Source organism: Streptococcus sp. AS20 (assembly GCF_000524255.1).
In the GTDB taxonomy this organism is placed as follows: Bacteria; Bacillota; Bacilli; order Lactobacillales; family Streptococcaceae; genus Streptococcus; species Streptococcus constellatus.
Genome location: NZ_JANS01000015.1, coordinates 75,663 through 90,952, shown reverse-complemented (window position 1 = coordinate 90,952; position 15,290 = coordinate 75,663). Strand labels below are relative to the sequence as shown.

The following is a 15,290-nucleotide window of genomic DNA, read 5'->3' as shown; positions in this document are numbered from 1 at the left end:
GAGACCTGTCCCTTGTTCTCGCGTTTTAGGAGATTTGGGATACCTAAGTAAAGAGCTGAAAGAACGCTTGGAGGCAAAGGGGGTTCATCTTTGGACGCCACTTCGTAAAAATATGGAGAGCGCCGATGAGCATAACAATCCAGCATTTTAGCCATCCGAGGAACTATTGAAACTTGAATCTTTGTTCTAAATGCAATGTTTGACATTGAGCACCCGATTGTTAGATCTTTAGCAGAATGGCAATTGGAGATTGAACAGGTTCTTTTAGCCTACCATTTAGAATTTTTTATCAACTAGCAACGTGAGTATCTATTGTTTCTTGTACTGTTTTTCTAGCTATATTTACTTGTATATACTCTGCTTTAATTATTGATCTCGTAGCACGTTATGGAAGTAAAAGATTTAAGTTATAGTTAGAGAAAAGCAGCTGGGAGAAATAAAAATCGTCTTAAAAGTTAGATTTTTCTATCTAACTTTTGGGGTGATTTCTTAAGCGCGAAATGCAAGATAAAAAATAAGCCCTCGTGGGCTTATTTGGTTGGAATAGAAATTTCAATCAAGTTAGTAGAGTAGAGTGTTTTAATTCGAGATGCATCAATCAATTTTGTATCAATTTTTCGTTTTAGGAAAAATTCCCGAATTTTTTCAACTTCTTGTTCGCGAATAGCGCGGTGTTTATTTGAAATCAGGATTTCATAATGAAGTGGAGCCTGCGTAAAAACAACATCTGTATTTCCAGCAGAAAAAGTTTCAACTAAAGTGGCATCTGTGCTTTCTAACTGGCTTTGGACAAGATTCGCGTGGCTATTGGTTGTATTGATAAGCTTCATAATGATTTCCTCCTATATGCTAACCCTATTATAGCACTTTTCCATAAGAAATGTGAACAATTTCTCAGACTTTATGACTCTTTTTCCACATTTCAATTCCCCATTTATGGCTTCCGCGTTTTAGTTTGGAAATAGCTTCTTCGATTGGAAACCAAGCAAGCTGATTAAAATCCTCTAAAGGTGCTTGTGATTGCTCATAATGGCTCACTTCGTAAATGTAGGCAGGATTGTAAAAGTGGGTATCACGATGGCGAGAGTAGAAGTATTCATCTGCTTGTCCGTAATATTGCTCGATTTCAGCTGTGAAGCCAAGTTCTTCAATCAATTCGCGTTCAAGTGCGGTTCGATGGTTTTCACCTTCTTCGATTTCACCACCTGGTAAAAACCAGGCTCCATTTGGTGCTTGCACTAAGATGATTTTTTCTTTTTTAGCATCTGGAATAACTGCGTAAACACCATAGCGATTTACATATTGAACGCTTTCTTTCTTTTCTCCAAAAGTTGCGACTGTCATATTTGTTCCTCTTTTGTGACTAGTTTACTATTATCATAAAGGATGAAGTGATTACTGTCAAGGGTTTAATAAGATTTCTTTTTGTTCAATCACTTGGTATTAAAACGAGACAAGATTTGGCAAGTTATAGTGGTATAATTATAGAGAGGTGAGAACATGACTCAAGGAAGATTACTAGGTATCATTTATTATCTACTGGGGAATGGGCATGCTACAGCACCAGCATTGGCTGAGAAGTTTGAGGTGTCGATTCGTACTATTTATCGTGATGTGGATCGGTTAAGCAGTGTAGGTATCCCTATTTATTGTAATCCGGGGAAAGGCGGTGGTATTTTTACTGGATTCATTTGTACTGGATAAAAGTTTACTATCGGCTCAGGAGCAAGAAGAATTTCTCTTATCTGTACAAGGCTTACAAACTTTACGAGAAGAACATCAAGTATTAGAAAAGCTGCAGGCTTTGTTTCAAATTAAAATGGATAATTGGCTACAAATTGATTTTACAGATTGGCGTGGGCAAAAATATCATCAAGAAACGTTTGAGCAGATTAAGAGAGGAATTTTGCAGAGGCTACTTCTTCAGTTTGACTACTTGAATCAACAGGGTGAAGAGATGAGCAGATGGGTTGAGTCTATGCAATTGATTTTTAAAAGTCAAGATTGGTATTTATATGGATTTTGTCGGAAAAACAGGATTTTCGGTTATTCAAACTAAGTCGAATCAATCACTGCCAGCTATCAACTGAAATATTTGACCGAGAGTTAAGACAAGCTGACTTTCAAAGTAAAGAAAACCAACAGGAAACAATTCGGCTACAATTGAAATTTGAAAAACATCGAGCTTTTCGTGTCTATGAAGAATTTTCTGGTTTGATTTCGAAAGATGTGGTAGGAAATTTACTTGTAGAAGCAGAATTTCCGAATCATGACAGTCTTTATGCTTATCTTTTATCCTTTTTGGATGGAGTGGAAGTGTTAGATCTACCTGAAGTGCGACAGAAATTAGCAAAAAAATTAAACGAAATTTCCCAAAAATATAAAAGTTGACAGAAACTGACAAGTTTACTTTGTTATGCTTATGATAGAAAAACGAAAGGGGTAAACAAATGAAATATGAATGGAGAAAGGCTGAAAAAGCTATATATGGTGTAAAGGCAAGTCCGACGCTAGTAACGGTTCCTGAGCAGGCTTTCATTATGATTGACGGAGAAGGCAATCCAAATAGCCCTGATTTCTCTGAGCGGGTTTCGGCTCTGTACTCTCTTGCTTATGCAGTTAAAATGGATTATAAAAAATCCAATCCAGAGCTAGAAGTGACAGATTTTACAGTCTATCCGCTGGAAGGGATTTGGCGGCAAAAAGAAGCAGAAGTTTTAGTAAAAGATGACTTGGTTTATACCATTATGATTGCACAGCCGGAGTTTATCACCAGAGAAATGGTTGAAAAAGCTCTTGCAAAAGTAAAAGTGAAAAAACCAAATTTACACTATGATGAAATTCGCTTTAAACGAATGGATGAAGGAAATAGTATTGCAATGCTTCATGTAGGACCTTTTAATGATGAACCGCAAACTTTTGCGAAAATGGATGCTTTCTGTCAAGAAAATGGGTTAAAACGTTGTACGTCATATCATCGTGAAATTTATTTGAACAATAAAAATCGAACAGCTCTCCAGAAGTTGAAGACAATTTTGAGATATAGAGTTCAGTAACGAAAAATTACTCCCTAGAGAAACTTCTAAGGAGTGATTTTCATAGTCAGTTAGCAGTGTCGTCTGCTGTTGTTTTAATTTCTTTTTCGGTCTCGTTTTCAGACTTTTTGGACGACTTGATAACAATCTTGCTATTGCTCGTCATGACAGCTTTGAGCTCTTTTTCGCTTGGATGTTCAAGATAGTAGTCGGTGATAGCATCCTCGATGTGATCTTGGATTGTCCGACGAAGTGGACGAGCTCCCATTTTTGGATCGTAACCAAGATTAACTAATTTTTCCTTGACTTTGTCTGTTACGTCTAGGTGAATACCATTTACAGCTAAGCGTTTATTCACATCTTCAAGCATCAAATCTACGATTTGTAGGAGATTTTCCTTGCTAAGAGATTTGAACTCAATAATACCATCGAAACGATTCATAAATTCTGGACTGAAGAAGTTTCCTAATTCACCGATAACAGAATTGGTTCGTCCTTCACGCGCTGCACCAAATCCGACGTTTGCTTCAACTTTTCCGGTACCGGCGTTGGAAGTCATAATGATAATCGTATCTTTGAAACTGACTGTCCGACCTTGTCCATCTGTCAGACGTCCGTCATCCAGTACTTGTAAGAACATATGCATGACATCTGGGTGAGCTTTTTCTATTTCATCAAGTAAAATGAGAGAATAAGGATTACGACGTACACGTTCTGTTAATTGTCCAGCTTCTTCGTAGCCAACGTAACCTGGAGGCGATCCGACGAGTTTTGCTACGCTATGTTTTTCCATATACTCACTCATATCAAAACGAATCATGCTGTCAGCTGAACCAAAGAGCTCAATCGCTAGTTGTTTAGAAAGTTCTGTTTTGCCGACACCGGTTGGTCCAACAAAAAGGAAAGAACCAATTGGTCGGTCTGGTGTACCTAGTCCAACTCGATTACGGCGAATGGCCTTCGCAATTTTATCAACAGCATCATCTTGACCAATGACATGAGCTTTCAAATCATCAGCCAGACTAATCAATTGTGATTGTTCCTTTTCTTTCAAGTCGCCAACTGGAATATTTGTCTTTTGCTCAATGATATGTTCAATGGTTTTTTCACTGATAAGAGGCGTATCTTGATCAGCCATTTTATTTTGCTGCATTTCTTTGTATTTGGCAATTTGGTCACGGAAATAAGCAGCTTTTTCAAAATCTTCATCACGAGTAGCTTGTGCCTTGAGGTTTTCAGCTTCTACCAATCGTTGATCAATGACTTTTGGATCGACAAAGTTAAGTGTCAGATTCATCTTAGAGCCTGCTTCGTCTAGCAAGTCAATGGCCTTATCAGGCAAGAAGCGATCTTGGATATAACGATTGGACAAGACAGCTGCTGCTTCAATGGCATCGTCTGTGTATTTGACGTGGTGATAGTCTTCGTATTTCTTTTGAATACCTTTGAGGATAGTGATCGTTTCTTCAACTGTTGGTTCATCAACTTTTACAGGCTGCATACGGCGTTCCAGTGCAGCATCTTTTTCGATAATCCGGTATTCATTGAGAGTTGTGGCACCGACTAATTGGAGTTCACCGCGAGCAAGTGCTGGTTTTAGGATGTTTCCAGCATCCATATTTCCATCGCCAGCAGAACCAGCTCCAACAATTTCGTGAATTTCATCAATGAATAATATAACATCTTGTCGAGAGCGAATTTCGTTCATGAGTTTTTGCATTCGTTCTTCAAATTGACCACGGATACCAGTTCCTTGAACCAAACTAACGACATCTAAACGAATGACTTCTTTGCCTTGGAGTTTATGTGGCACATCACCGTCTACAATTTTCTGAGCCAAGCCTTCGACAACTGCTGTTTTACCGACACCGGGCTCTCCGATGAGGACAGGATTGTTCTTCGTTCTACGATTGAGGATTTCAATGACGCGCACAATTTCTTCGTCACGACCAATTACAGGGTCAATCTCGCCCCGCCGAGCAAATTCAGTTACATTGATACCAAATTCTTCTAGGAGGCCTTTGGGTTGTTGTGGTACTTGTTGGCGCGTGCTGCCACCTTGATTGGAACCATAGCCTCCGTTACCGTATCCGCCACCTGATTGAGTAGGAGGGGTCTGCGGTTCTTGATGATTTTGAAAATTCCCTAGATTGCTAAAGAAATCATCAAAAGGGTCTAAATTATTTTGATTGTTCATATTGGTCATGCCACGAAATAAGGCATTATTTGGGTCTGTTTTCATGATTTGATAACAATTTTGACAGAGGTCAACTTGGTGTTGTTTTCCATTCACATTTGTGTAAAGGTGAATAGTTGATTCGTTTATTTTACAATTTTGACAAAGCATGTGCTACCTCTTTCTTTTAAAATTTGCTTGACGGAAATCAATTGGTCAATAATAGTCAAACTTCTTATTTTCATTATAGCAGTATTCTAAAACATTGCAAGAATAAAGTGTTAAAAGATAGAATTTTATATTTGAGCGTTTCATTTTGTGTTAAATTTACCAAAAATGGGTCTTTTGCTGGTATTTCATCTTTCATTTGTGGTAAAATAGTAACGTATAAATGAATAGGAGAAGGAAAATGGAATCACATTTAGTAAGAATTATCAATCGTTTAGATGCTATGACAAAAGATGGTGGCAATCTGAAACGTAATTTTGAACGTGACGGGGTTGTTGTAGCAGAAGTAACTTATAGCTATGACGAAGAAAATGGCTCAGTATTCACTCTTCGCGATGTTGCAGCGCGTGAAACCTATACTTTTGATAGCATTGATTTGATTGCAATGGAAATCTATGAATTGTTATATTAAATTTGTTAGTCTCTAATAAATATGTCCTCTAGGCATCTGCTTAGGGGATATTTATTTTGCAATAATTTTTGCTTATCTATCTTAGAATTGTCAGAAATTCTTAGAAAAAAGTGGTATACTAATGATGGTAGTAAGCATATTTCTTGACAAAATAAAAAGGAGAGAGTATGGATTTATCTCAAATAAAATTAGTAACAGAATATGAAATTGTCGGAATCGATCTAGAGGAAGCGAGTGTCCGTCATTTAGCTGATCTAGGGATTAAGATAGGCAGTTTTATTCAAGTCATTTCAAAAACAAACGACACAGCTATTCTCTTAGTTCGAGCTGCGAGGATTGCCTTGGATAATTCTATTTTGAAAAAACTGGATGTTGTGCCAAAGGGCAGTAGCAAATCTTCTCTTCCTTTATCTGAGTTGGCTATTGGAGATTCGGCATACATCGAAGCAATTCATGCAGATGGTGCTTTAAAACGACGGTTGATGGACATGGGGTTGACCAAAAACACAAACGTTCAATTGCAAAAAGTTGCACCGTTGGGTGATCCACTTGAGATTAAGCTTAGGGGCTATGACTTGACCTTAAGAAAGTCGGAGGCTAGCTTGATTAGTGTGGTGAAAGGTGAAAAGGAAGCAAAACAATGAAAGAATTAGCGCTTGCGGGAAATCCGAATAGTGGAAAGACTAGTTTGTTTAACCTATTAACTGGTAGTAGCCAGCATGTGGGAAATTGGCCTGGTGTCACTGTCGAGAAGAAAAGTGGTCTGTTTAGCAAAAACAAAAAAATTATTATCCAAGACCTACCGGGAATTTACTCGTTGTCGCCTTATACTTCTGAAGAAGTGGTTAGTAGAAATTATCTTTTAAGCGGTAATGCAGACGGGATTTTGGATGTAGTTGACGCAACCAATTTGGAACGAAATCTATACTTGAGCTTGCAATTGATTGAGACAGGAATTCCGGTTGTGCTGGCTTTAAATATGAGCGATGTCGTTGAAAAACAAGGGAAATGGATCGATACGACTAAATTAAGTTATCAGCTAGGTGTACCAGTCGTTGCGACTAGTGCTTTGAAAAAAACAGGGATTGACCAAGTTATGCGGCAGGCCTTGCGAGAAATGGAGCGCACGGATGAAACGCTCTATCCTGTTTACGACAGTCATTTTGAAGCGGCTTTGTCAGAAATTATCCGCATTTTAGGAAATGCAGTGCCTCAAAAACAGGCTCGTTTTTATGCCATTAAGCTTTTTGAACGCGATAAAGAATTATCCGAACAGCTGGTGTTGTCTGATTTCCAAAAAGTGGAGATTGAAGATGCGATTAGGATTACGGAGGAAATCTACACTGAAGACGCAGAGACCATTGTTGTTAATGCGCGCTATGAGTTTATTGAGTCAGCAGTCAAAATGGTGCTGCAAGCCGATGTTACTAAATTAAGTTTGTCAGACAAGATTGACCGTATTGTGACCAATCGTTATTTAGCTTTACCAATCTTTGCGCTTGTTATGTGGTTGGTGTATTTCCTCTCTATTCAAACGATTGGAACGATGGGAACGGATTGGACAAACGACATCCTCTTTGGAGAATGGATTCCGAACGGTATCAAATCACTGCTGGAACACTTAGCAGTATCTGATTGGCTTCAATCTTTGATTGTTGATGGGATTGTTGCAGGTTGTGGGGCTGTCTTGGGCTTTGTTCCGCAGATTTTCGTCTTATTTGTTTGCTTGGGAATTTTGGAAGACATTGGTTATATGAGCCGGATTGCCTTTGTTATGGATCGGCTGTTTAGACGCTTTGGCTTATCTGGGAAATCTTTTATTCCTATGCTGATTTCTACGGGATGTGGTGTTCCTGGCGTTATGGCGAGTAGAACTATTGAAAATGAACGTGACCGTAGGATTACGATTATGACAACAACATTTATGCCTTGCTCCGCCAAATTACCAATTATTTCTTTGATTGCTGGAGCGTTCTTCCCTAATAATCCTTGGATTGCACCAAGCGCTTATTTTATCGGAATGGGAGCCATTGTCTTATCAGGAATTGCTTTGAAAAAGACGGCAATTCTCGGTGGCGCTGTGGCACCTTTTATCATGGAGCTACCGAGTTATCACTTGCCACAAGTCAAAACTGTTTTGCGCTATGCGGGACAGAAGGCTTTGAGTTTCATCAAACGGGCTGGAACGATTATCTTTGTGACTAATATATTCATCTGGTTTGCTAGTTCCTATAACTTTAGCTTACAGGCGGTCGAAACAGAAAATAGTATTCTAGCTACCTTAGGAAAAGGATTAGCTTGGATCTTTACTCCTCTTGGATTTGGTAATTGGCGAGCAACTGTAGCAGCTATTACCGGCTTATTAGCTAAAGAGACGGTGATTTCGACTTTTGGAATTTTGTATAAAGTGACTGATGCGACAGAGACTACGAAAGAACTATGGAACAATCTCCAACAGCATTATACGGCACTTTCCGCCTATTCATTTCTTGTCTTTAACTTGCTTTGTGCCCCTTGTTTTGCAGCGATTGGTGCGATTCATCGCGAAATGGGCAATGCGAAGTGGACGTGGATTGCTCTATCTTTCCAAACATTACTGGCTTATAATGTCAGTCTTGTGATTTATCAGTTTGGTCAAGCGTTGCTATATGGAAAAGGAATATCTTCTGGAACTATTTTTGCTCTATTCGTTGTAGTAGTTGGTCTCTATTTCATCTTTAGAAAACCACGTAAAGAAAAAATAGAAGTTATCACTTTAGATAATCTGACACATCAAACAGTATAGGAGAAATCATGTCCACGATTATTGTATTTATCATTATTTTAGTTTTAGCTGGTGCAGCGCTGCACCACATCATTAAGGGGAAGGGCAACTGTGGCGATTGTGACTGTCAATGTGAAATCAAAGAAAAAATGAGACAAAAATAAAGAGAAAACTAAAAATATGACAGAGGTTGTCAGGTCATTTGTTATATGATTTATTAAAAAAGGAGAACACAACATGGTAAGACCTACTAGCAAGACTGAGTTGATTAGTGCAGCAACACAGCAATATGCAAAGCTACAGTCATTGATTTCCCGATTAACAGAAGAAGAGTTGAATACCACATTTGATTTTTCAAAAGATGAGAAACGGAAAGAAGCTCATTGGAAGAGAGATAAAAATCTTAGAGATGTTCTCATTCATCTTTATGAGTGGCAACAATTACTTCTCAATTGGGTGTATTCCAATCAAAATGGTGTCGAAAAATCGTTTTTGCCAGCACCTTATAATTGGAGAAGCTATGGTGAGATGAATGTGGCATTTTGGCAAAAACATCAACAGACACCGCTAGAAAAAGCAATCAAGTTGCTTCATCAATCACAGGAAAAAGTGCTAACCCTGGCTGAAACCTTTACAAATGAAGAGCTGTTTTCAAAGAGCGTTTATAAATGGGTTGGTGGGAGTACTCTTGGCTCCTACTTTGTCAGCTGCACATCCAGTCACTACGACTGGGCTATGAAGAAGCTGAAAGCACATCAAAAGAACTGTAAAAATCAGTAAACAATCAGTATGGTTGGGAGCAAAAATACAAACAACAATGCTCAAGCGAGCCAAATCCACAGTAGCTCATCTCGTCCGCTGGGCTGACGGAGCCAATCAAAACAGTCTCATCCTGTTCGCCGGGCTGACGGAGCAAACCAAAAGTAGTTCATCTCGTCCGCCGGGTTGACGTGGTAAACTAAAAGTAGTTCATCTCGTCCGCCGGGTCGACGTGGTAAACTAAAAGTCATTTATCTTTTCGACTAGGTCGACAGATCCAATCCAAAGCGGTTCATTTTATCGACCAAGTCGACAAAGCGAACCTCACGTCATTTCATCCGAGAGTCAGTCCAGCTGTCTATAAAATAAATCGGTCCGTCAACTTAGCTGACGGACCGATTTTGTCTGAACTCATTGATATCTTATTTGCTGTTATCTCCCATTAGTAAGTCTTTTGGTTGCTTACTAAGGAGCGTGATTGAAGCAATGAGGACGGAAACGATGATAATGGCAAGTCCAAAGATGACCACTTTGGTCATATCATCAGGAGATACATGTACATTGAGGCTAGTGAGGGTCTTGTTAAAGCCATCCACTTCAGCCCCGCCTCCAAGATTGGCGCTCTTACCTTCTCGAGCTAGTTTTTCAGCAATACCACTGGTAACTTGTTTTAAAATGCTATTTCCCATCACCTTGCTGACAGCACTACCTGCAAAGTAAGCACCAATGAAGCTAAATATACTTACAAAGAGAACTTCTGTGATAAATTGGAAGAAAATCTTTGTTTTGCTAATTCCCATTGAAAGCATGATTCCCATTTCTTTTCTACGACCATTGATCCATAAGAACAAGACTAGCGTAAGAACAATCGCTCCAAAGATTAGCGTTCCGATTAAGAGGTTTCCAGTAACGCCGTAAATGCCGTTAATAGAAGATTGAAGTGCTGGGAAGTTGCTTGTGCTCTTAACAAGGGTGTAGGCTTCCCAATCAATAGATGATATTTCTTTTACTTTCGCCATCACTTTATCAATATCTTGGCTACCGTTTACAAAGAAAGTAGCATCTTGATAAATAGCGTTTTTATCTGTTGAACCTTGTAAAGTTTTAGTTGTTTCTAAGTCTGTAATAAAGGTATTTTCATACAATTCTTGAGGACTAGAAACGCCTCCTTTATTTTTCCCGTCAAAAATTCCGATAACTGTCACTTTAGTCGTTTTATTAGCTTTGCGAACGTTATCATAGTCATAAGTATTCGATTTTATATTAATCGTATCGCCGACTTTAAGTTTGTTCTTTTCTGCAAAATCTTTATGAATTAAAGCAACATTTTTGTCATTTTTGTTGATATGTCTACCTTCAACTAGTTTGAAGGTTTCTGCGGTAAATTTATCATCTTTAGATGAATCGTTGATACCTGTTGCCATAATGGCACGGCCGAATTTTTGTTTTCTATCTTCGCTTTCAAAGTCGGTTTCTCCAGATTCAACCAATTGGTGATCAATTAAGTCAGCGACAACATTCATTCGTTTGATGTAGCCAGAGATACCTTTAACTTTTTCCACAGCTTCGATATCTTCGCCTTTAAGATTTCCTGCTCCGCGAGGTGTACCTTGGTTCACTTCGCGGTTAATCTGCATTGAGAAACTGCTAGTGATATTTTTGAAAGTTTCTTTTGAAGCAGCGTCTGTTGCATTTTTAACAGCAATACTGCCAAGTGTTAAAGTAGAGATGGCTAACAGGATTAAAAAGATAATCAGTGTTTTTATTTTTTTGCGCCATACATAGGCAAGAGCGTTCTTTATCGTTAACATATAATTTCTTCTCCTTGGAGGTCTTATTTATAATTCTTAGTGACTTCGACTAAGTTCTTATTGCTTAACTCTAAGACGACGTCTGCTTTATTAGCTAACTCTTTGCTGTGTGTCACCACAATCACACATTTATTTTTTTGTTTAGCTGATTTAATTAGGACTTCAATGATGTCCATGGCAGTACCTTCATCTAAGTTCCCAGTTGGTTCATCTGCTAAGATAATTGGTGCTGTAGATGCAAGAGCGCGTGCAATAGCAACCCGTTGCTGCTGGCCACCTGATAATCGTAATACGTTACGATGGATTTCTTTTTCGTTGAGTCCAAGTTGTAGTAAGCTATCTTTATTTGCTTGAGAATTTACGAGTCGAACATTCTCCATCGGAGTTAAGTAATCGATTAAATTATAATTTTGGAAAACCAGGGAGATTTGTTTCCGTCTGTGATGGTTATAGCCTTTTTGAGCGATGTCTTGATCTTCAAAGAGGATTTTTCCTTTTGTAGGAGTATCAAGTCCTGCAAGAAGGGAAAGCAAGGTTGATTTTCCTGCACCAGATTTCCCTATAATAGCATAAAATTTTCCTTCTTCAAATGAAGCTGTGATCTGATTCAATACATTTTCTTGTAGGCTATTGTATTGGTAACTAACTGAATCCATTTTTAAAATTGTCATGTTTTGTCTCCTTAACTTATATCGGTTAAAATATCTTTTGGTTTTTTATGTAGGATAATAGAAGATGAACCTACTACTGCAAGTAAAATAATGAAGAGCAGTATTCCATAAGTCATCAAAATAGTAGAGGCATGTAAGTGCGGAACGATATTTTCAAAAATAGCGGATGAGCTATCTTGTTGTTGACCGCCTTTTATAAACCCTTTGAATACCATGGTGGAAATATAAGAGCCACTAATAGAAGCTAGTGCCATACTAAATACTGATATGATAACCAGTTCTAGTATGAATTGAGAGATAATCATTGCTTTTGAAATACCAAGAGATAATAGTACTCCGATTTCATAAATCCTTTCTCTCAACCAGAACATGAGAATCAAGGAAAGAACGATGATACTTCCAATAATGATACTGAAAGTTAAAACATTAATAATCTGTTTGAAACTGGTAACAGAAGAAGAAACTGCTTCAAAAGCTTTAGAGTTTTTAACAAGATCAGTTTGCTTCCAATCAATTTTTGACTTTTTGACTGTATTGATGACTTTATCAATTTGATTTGGATTTGATACGAAATAAACGGCTGCAGATAATTTATAATCAGCTGGTTTGTAGCCTTGTAAGTGTTGGCTCGATTCATAGTCCATATAGACAGTATTTTCTGTCGCATCTGAGCTTAAACCTGTTTGTTTCTCTTCTTTTTTTCCAGAGAAGATACCAGCAATTTCAAACTCTACTTCATGGAGTTGTTTAGCATCCTCATCCTTTAAGGAAGCTCCCTTTAGTTTTAGTTTATCTCCAACCTTTAAATGGTTCTTTTTAGCTAATTTTTCATGGATGAGAATCTTGGATTTATCGCCTTTACGAATTGGCTTTCCTTGTTCAAGTTTGAAAACACCACTTGCAAAGGTTGTTTCTAGAGTAGAATCACTTGTTCCTAATGCAGCAACCAGATTGTTGAGGACAGGGTTTTGATTGTCTCTTGTGACACCTTGTTTTTTCTTAACAACAGTTTTATCTGTCAAACTTGCTAAAGCATCGTATTTGAAGTTGAATTTTGAAATTTCTTTATTCTCAAGTAATTTTTCTGCTGTTTTTAGTGAAAGTGGTCGTTCAAGTGTTTTGCTAGTTATTGTAAAGCCAGTATTTGATGCGTCATAGATTTTCTTTTCGATATTATTAGTCGTTCCCATAATAGAAAAGCTACTAGTTAAGGCAGTTGAAATGAGAGTAAGTATCAGAAATACAAGAAGAGTTTTAACTCTTTTTCTACTGATGTAATTCAAAGCCTGCTTGGCTATTTGCATAATTTTCTTCCCTTCTATATATTTTTAAACTAAATCGGTACCGTGTTCTATGTTAAAGCAGTTACCTTAAAATAGTTTTAAGGTTTAAGGTAATTTTAAGTTTTTTGGCTGATTTTTTTCTGTTTTTTCTGTAATTTTTTATAAAATATTAAAAACTGAAAGAAGAAAGAAATTCTACGATCTTTTGATTGATAATGTTTTATAAGAAAAAGCAGTCATTTTTTTGTTATATGTTATAATAGAATGAAGGAATTAGAAATGAGATAGATATGACAAAGATAATTGATGGCAAGGCTTTGGCAGAAAAATTGCAAATACAGTTAGCAGAAAAGGTTAGAAAATTAAAAGACGAAACAGGATCGATTCCAGGACTTGTAGTGATTTTAGTGGGGAATAACCCAGCCAGTCAGATTTATGTGCGAAATAAAGAGCGCTCCGCTTTGTCTGTAGGGCTTCGGAGCGAAGTAATACGTCTGCCAGAAACGACGACACAAGAGGAATTGCTTACCTTAATTGAACAATATAATCAAGATCCAGACTGGCACGGCATTTTAGTACAGTTGCCTCTTCCCAAACACATTGATGAAGAAGCGGTGCTGCTAGCGATTGATCCCGATAAAGATGTGGATGGCTTTCATCCGATGAATATGGGGCGACTTTGGAGTGGCCATCCTGTTATGATCCCTTCAACACCTGCTGGTATTATGGAAATGTTTCATGAGTATGGTGTTGACTTAGAAGGCAAACGTGCGGTGGTCATTGGACGAAGTAATATTGTGGGTAAGCCCATGGCACAGCTCTTGCTGGCTAAAAATGCCACAGTGACTTTGACTCATTCGCGGACACATCATTTGTCAGAAATAACAAAAAAGGCTGATATTTTGGTTGTCGCTATTGGTCGTGGTCACTTTGTGACGAAAGATTTTGTTAAAGAAGGTGCAGTCGTGATTGATGTGGGGATGAACCGCGATCAGAATGGTAAATTGATTGGCGATGTAAAATTTGATGAAGTATCAGAATTCGCTAGTCTCATTACTCCTGTGCCAAAGGGCGTTGGTCCCATGACCATTACTATGCTCATGGAACAGACATATAGAGCCTGCAAACGAAGTTTGAAGAAATAGAATGCGACATGTCTTCGATTTTGGAGACATGTCTATTTCGTTTATGGTAAAATAAAGATAAACAAGGGTGTCACTTCTCTACTGGCATAAGTGAAGGGAGCAAACATGAAAGTGGTAGACTATACATTATTGAAAAAGGTTATTCAACCACGTGCGCTGAATGGTCACAAGGGAGAGTATGGTCGTCTGTTATTGATTGGCGGTACTTATCCGTTTGGTGGCGCAATTATAATGGCAGCAATGGCTGCGATCTATAGTGGAGCTGGCTTGGTCACAGTGGCAACAGATAAGGAAAATATCCCATCGTTACATGCACAATTACCTGAAGCAATGGCTTTTGATATTCGGGACGAGAAATTATTGAAAGAACAGATCCAAAAGGCAGATGTGCTATTGATTGGTCCAGGTTTGGCTGAAAATCCTCTTGAAAAAGCTACTTTACAGTTGGTAATAAATCTTGCTAGTGAACGTCAAGTTTTTATCATGGATGGTGGAGCCATTTCTTTTTTTAGCAAAGAAGTTTTGCCATTTCCAAAGGCACAGACGATTTTTACACCACATCAAAAAGAATGGGAACGGTTGAGTGGATTAAAGCTAACAGAGCAGACACTCGAAAAAAGTCAAGAAGCAGTTAATGCTTTTCCTGTTAAAACTATCGTTGTTCAAAAAAAGCATGGAACGACTATTTTTCAAAGTGGAAATCGGAACTGTTTTCAACTGTCCATTGGAGGTCCGTATCAAGCAACAGGCGGTATGGGGGACACGCTTGCAGGTATGATTGCGGGCTTTACAGGACAATTTAAAACGAGCTCTCTACTAGATCGTGTAACTGCCGCTGTCTATCTTCATTCGGCGATTGCAGAGGAGTTGAGCAAAAAATCTTATGTGGTCTTACCAACAAAAATTAGTAAAGAGATTCCTAAGTGGATGAAGAAATGGTGTTAGTTTTTATGAATTCTGTCAATGATTTTTTATAGATAGTTTGGTATAATAAACATTACAAATG

Annotated in this window: 18 protein-coding genes; 12 read left to right on the top strand and 6 right to left on the bottom strand. The window is 38.1% G+C overall.

The features are described 5' to 3' along the window. Positions 1 to 151 (top strand): transposase (locus HMPREF1514_RS09535; protein WP_443030968.1); only part of this gene is annotated, 151 nt, incomplete at its 5' end. Between the two features lie 379 nt (positions 152 to 530). Here HMPREF1514_RS09535 and HMPREF1514_RS08550 read toward each other — a convergent pair. Both HMPREF1514_RS08550 and HMPREF1514_RS08545 read right to left on the bottom strand, forming a co-directional pair. Next, the gene (locus HMPREF1514_RS08550) at positions 531 to 830 is read right to left on the bottom strand and encodes a DUF1827 family protein (RefSeq protein WP_003068181.1); all 300 of its coding nucleotides are present in this window, start codon (positions 828 to 830) and stop codon (positions 531 to 533) included. A 64-nt stretch (positions 831 to 894) separates the two neighbouring features. After that, positions 895 to 1,344: an NUDIX hydrolase gene (locus HMPREF1514_RS08545; RefSeq protein WP_003068183.1), complete on the bottom strand. Its 450-nt coding sequence runs from the start codon at positions 1,342 to 1,344 to the stop codon at positions 895 to 897. A gap of 156 nt (positions 1,345 to 1,500) precedes the next feature. Here HMPREF1514_RS08545 and HMPREF1514_RS09730 point away from each other — a divergent pair, with 156 nt between their 5' ends. The 4 genes from HMPREF1514_RS09730 to HMPREF1514_RS08530 all read left to right on the top strand — a co-directional run bounded on the left by HMPREF1514_RS09730 (position 1,501) and on the right by HMPREF1514_RS08530 (position 3,056). After that, positions 1,501 to 1,704: a helix-turn-helix transcriptional regulator gene (locus HMPREF1514_RS09730; protein ID WP_003068185.1), complete on the top strand. Its 204-nt coding sequence runs from the start codon at positions 1,501 to 1,503 to the stop codon at positions 1,702 to 1,704. After that, the gene (locus tag HMPREF1514_RS09725) at positions 1,670 to 2,059 is read left to right on the top strand and encodes a helix-turn-helix transcriptional regulator (RefSeq protein ID WP_232216496.1); all 390 of its coding nucleotides are present in this window, start codon (positions 1,670 to 1,672) and stop codon (positions 2,057 to 2,059) included. Before HMPREF1514_RS09730 ends, HMPREF1514_RS09725 begins: the two co-directional genes overlap by 35 nt. 104 nt (positions 2,060 to 2,163) lie before the next feature. After that, positions 2,164 to 2,391, top strand: coding sequence for a hypothetical protein (locus tag HMPREF1514_RS09840; RefSeq protein WP_443030967.1), 228 nt, complete (start codon positions 2,164 to 2,166; stop codon positions 2,389 to 2,391). Between the two features lie 59 nt (positions 2,392 to 2,450). Beyond that, positions 2,451 to 3,056 carry a GyrI-like domain-containing protein gene (locus HMPREF1514_RS08530; protein ID WP_037598718.1) on the top strand — a complete coding sequence of 202 codons (606 nt, stop codon included), beginning with the start codon at positions 2,451 to 2,453 and terminating at the stop codon, positions 3,054 to 3,056. A gap of 46 nt (positions 3,057 to 3,102) precedes the next feature. Here the strand turns inward: HMPREF1514_RS08530 and HMPREF1514_RS08525 are convergent, their stop codons facing one another. Further along, on the bottom strand, positions 3,103 to 5,382 hold the full coding sequence (locus tag HMPREF1514_RS08525; RefSeq protein WP_037598717.1) for an ATP-dependent Clp protease ATP-binding subunit: 2,280 nt from the start codon (positions 5,380 to 5,382) through the stop codon (positions 3,103 to 3,105). Between the two features lie 238 nt (positions 5,383 to 5,620). On the opposite strand from HMPREF1514_RS08525, the gene HMPREF1514_RS08520 reads away from it, so the two are divergent. The 5 genes from HMPREF1514_RS08520 (at position 5,621) to HMPREF1514_RS08505 (ending at position 9,395) form a co-directional block, all read left to right on the top strand. Next, positions 5,621 to 5,851 carry a DUF1797 family protein gene (locus HMPREF1514_RS08520; RefSeq protein WP_006267994.1) on the top strand — a complete coding sequence of 77 codons (231 nt, stop codon included), beginning with the start codon at positions 5,621 to 5,623 and terminating at the stop codon, positions 5,849 to 5,851. A gap of 167 nt (positions 5,852 to 6,018) precedes the next feature. Next, positions 6,019 to 6,495, top strand: a complete 477-nt coding sequence (locus tag HMPREF1514_RS08515) for a FeoA family protein (RefSeq protein WP_006269767.1) — start codon at positions 6,019 to 6,021, stop codon at positions 6,493 to 6,495. Further along, the gene (feoB, locus tag HMPREF1514_RS08510; protein ID WP_037598714.1) at positions 6,492 to 8,636 is read left to right on the top strand and encodes a ferrous iron transport protein B; all 2,145 of its coding nucleotides are present in this window, start codon (positions 6,492 to 6,494) and stop codon (positions 8,634 to 8,636) included. The genes HMPREF1514_RS08515 and feoB overlap by 4 nt, the downstream gene beginning before the upstream one ends. A gap of 8 nt (positions 8,637 to 8,644) precedes the next feature. Further along, the gene (locus tag HMPREF1514_RS09360; protein WP_003031275.1) at positions 8,645 to 8,779 is read left to right on the top strand and encodes a FeoB-associated Cys-rich membrane protein; all 135 of its coding nucleotides are present in this window, start codon (positions 8,645 to 8,647) and stop codon (positions 8,777 to 8,779) included. Positions 8,780 to 8,852: 73 nt separating this feature from the next. After that, positions 8,853 to 9,395: a ClbS/DfsB family four-helix bundle protein gene (locus tag HMPREF1514_RS08505; protein ID WP_003036027.1), complete on the top strand. Its 543-nt coding sequence runs from the start codon at positions 8,853 to 8,855 to the stop codon at positions 9,393 to 9,395. Positions 9,396 to 9,796: 401 nt separating this feature from the next. On the opposite strand, the gene HMPREF1514_RS08500 is transcribed toward HMPREF1514_RS08505, so the two are convergent. The 3 genes from HMPREF1514_RS08500 to HMPREF1514_RS08490 are packed head-to-tail and all read right to left on the bottom strand — an operon-like array spanning position 9,797 to position 13,160. Beyond that, the gene (locus HMPREF1514_RS08500) at positions 9,797 to 11,185 is read right to left on the bottom strand and encodes an ABC transporter permease (protein WP_003068202.1); all 1,389 of its coding nucleotides are present in this window, start codon (positions 11,183 to 11,185) and stop codon (positions 9,797 to 9,799) included. 23 nt (positions 11,186 to 11,208) lie between these two features. Further along, a complete protein-coding gene (locus tag HMPREF1514_RS08495; RefSeq protein WP_003030192.1) occupies positions 11,209 to 11,856 on the bottom strand; it encodes an ABC transporter ATP-binding protein in 648 nt (215 codons plus the stop codon). An 11-nt stretch (positions 11,857 to 11,867) separates the two neighbouring features. Beyond that, the gene (locus tag HMPREF1514_RS08490) at positions 11,868 to 13,160 is read right to left on the bottom strand and encodes an ABC transporter permease (RefSeq protein WP_037598711.1); all 1,293 of its coding nucleotides are present in this window, start codon (positions 13,158 to 13,160) and stop codon (positions 11,868 to 11,870) included. 269 nt (positions 13,161 to 13,429) lie between these two features. Here HMPREF1514_RS08490 and HMPREF1514_RS08485 point away from each other — a divergent pair, with 269 nt between their 5' ends. Then, a complete protein-coding gene (locus HMPREF1514_RS08485) occupies positions 13,430 to 14,284 on the top strand; it encodes a bifunctional methylenetetrahydrofolate dehydrogenase/methenyltetrahydrofolate cyclohydrolase (RefSeq protein WP_037598708.1) in 855 nt (284 codons plus the stop codon). A gap of 105 nt (positions 14,285 to 14,389) precedes the next feature. Then, entirely contained in the window at positions 14,390 to 15,229 is an 840-nt protein-coding gene (locus HMPREF1514_RS08480; protein WP_037598706.1) for an NAD(P)H-hydrate dehydratase, read from the top strand. The last annotated feature ends 61 nt before the right edge of the window (positions 15,230 to 15,290 follow it).

Coding starts and splice junctions, on each gene's coding strand:
- HMPREF1514_RS08490 (WP_037598711.1), bottom strand. CDS start 13,160: ATGCAAATAGCCAAGCAGGCTTTGAATTACATCAGTAGAAAAAGAGTT.
- HMPREF1514_RS08515 (WP_006269767.1), top strand. CDS start 6,019: ATGGATTTATCTCAAATAAAATTAGTAACAGAATATGAAATTGTCGGA.
- HMPREF1514_RS08485 (WP_037598708.1), top strand. CDS start 13,430: ATGACAAAGATAATTGATGGCAAGGCTTTGGCAGAAAAATTGCAAATA.
- HMPREF1514_RS08520 (WP_006267994.1), top strand. CDS start 5,621: ATGGAATCACATTTAGTAAGAATTATCAATCGTTTAGATGCTATGACA.
- HMPREF1514_RS08505 (WP_003036027.1), top strand. CDS start 8,853: ATGGTAAGACCTACTAGCAAGACTGAGTTGATTAGTGCAGCAACACAG.
- HMPREF1514_RS08500 (WP_003068202.1), bottom strand. CDS start 11,185: ATGTTAACGATAAAGAACGCTCTTGCCTATGTATGGCGCAAAAAAATA.
- HMPREF1514_RS08480 (WP_037598706.1), top strand. CDS start 14,390: ATGAAAGTGGTAGACTATACATTATTGAAAAAGGTTATTCAACCACGT.
- HMPREF1514_RS08545 (WP_003068183.1), bottom strand. CDS start 1,344: ATGACAGTCGCAACTTTTGGAGAAAAGAAAGAAAGCGTTCAATATGTA.
- HMPREF1514_RS08525 (WP_037598717.1), bottom strand. CDS start 5,382: ATGCTTTGTCAAAATTGTAAAATAAACGAATCAACTATTCACCTTTAC.
- HMPREF1514_RS08550 (WP_003068181.1), bottom strand. CDS start 830: ATGAAGCTTATCAATACAACCAATAGCCACGCGAATCTTGTCCAAAGC.
- feoB (WP_037598714.1), top strand. CDS start 6,492: ATGAAAGAATTAGCGCTTGCGGGAAATCCGAATAGTGGAAAGACTAGT.
- HMPREF1514_RS09360 (WP_003031275.1), top strand. CDS start 8,645: ATGTCCACGATTATTGTATTTATCATTATTTTAGTTTTAGCTGGTGCA.
- HMPREF1514_RS09730 (WP_003068185.1), top strand. CDS start 1,501: ATGACTCAAGGAAGATTACTAGGTATCATTTATTATCTACTGGGGAAT.
- HMPREF1514_RS08530 (WP_037598718.1), top strand. CDS start 2,451: ATGAAATATGAATGGAGAAAGGCTGAAAAAGCTATATATGGTGTAAAG.
- HMPREF1514_RS08495 (WP_003030192.1), bottom strand. CDS start 11,856: ATGACAATTTTAAAAATGGATTCAGTTAGTTACCAATACAATAGCCTA.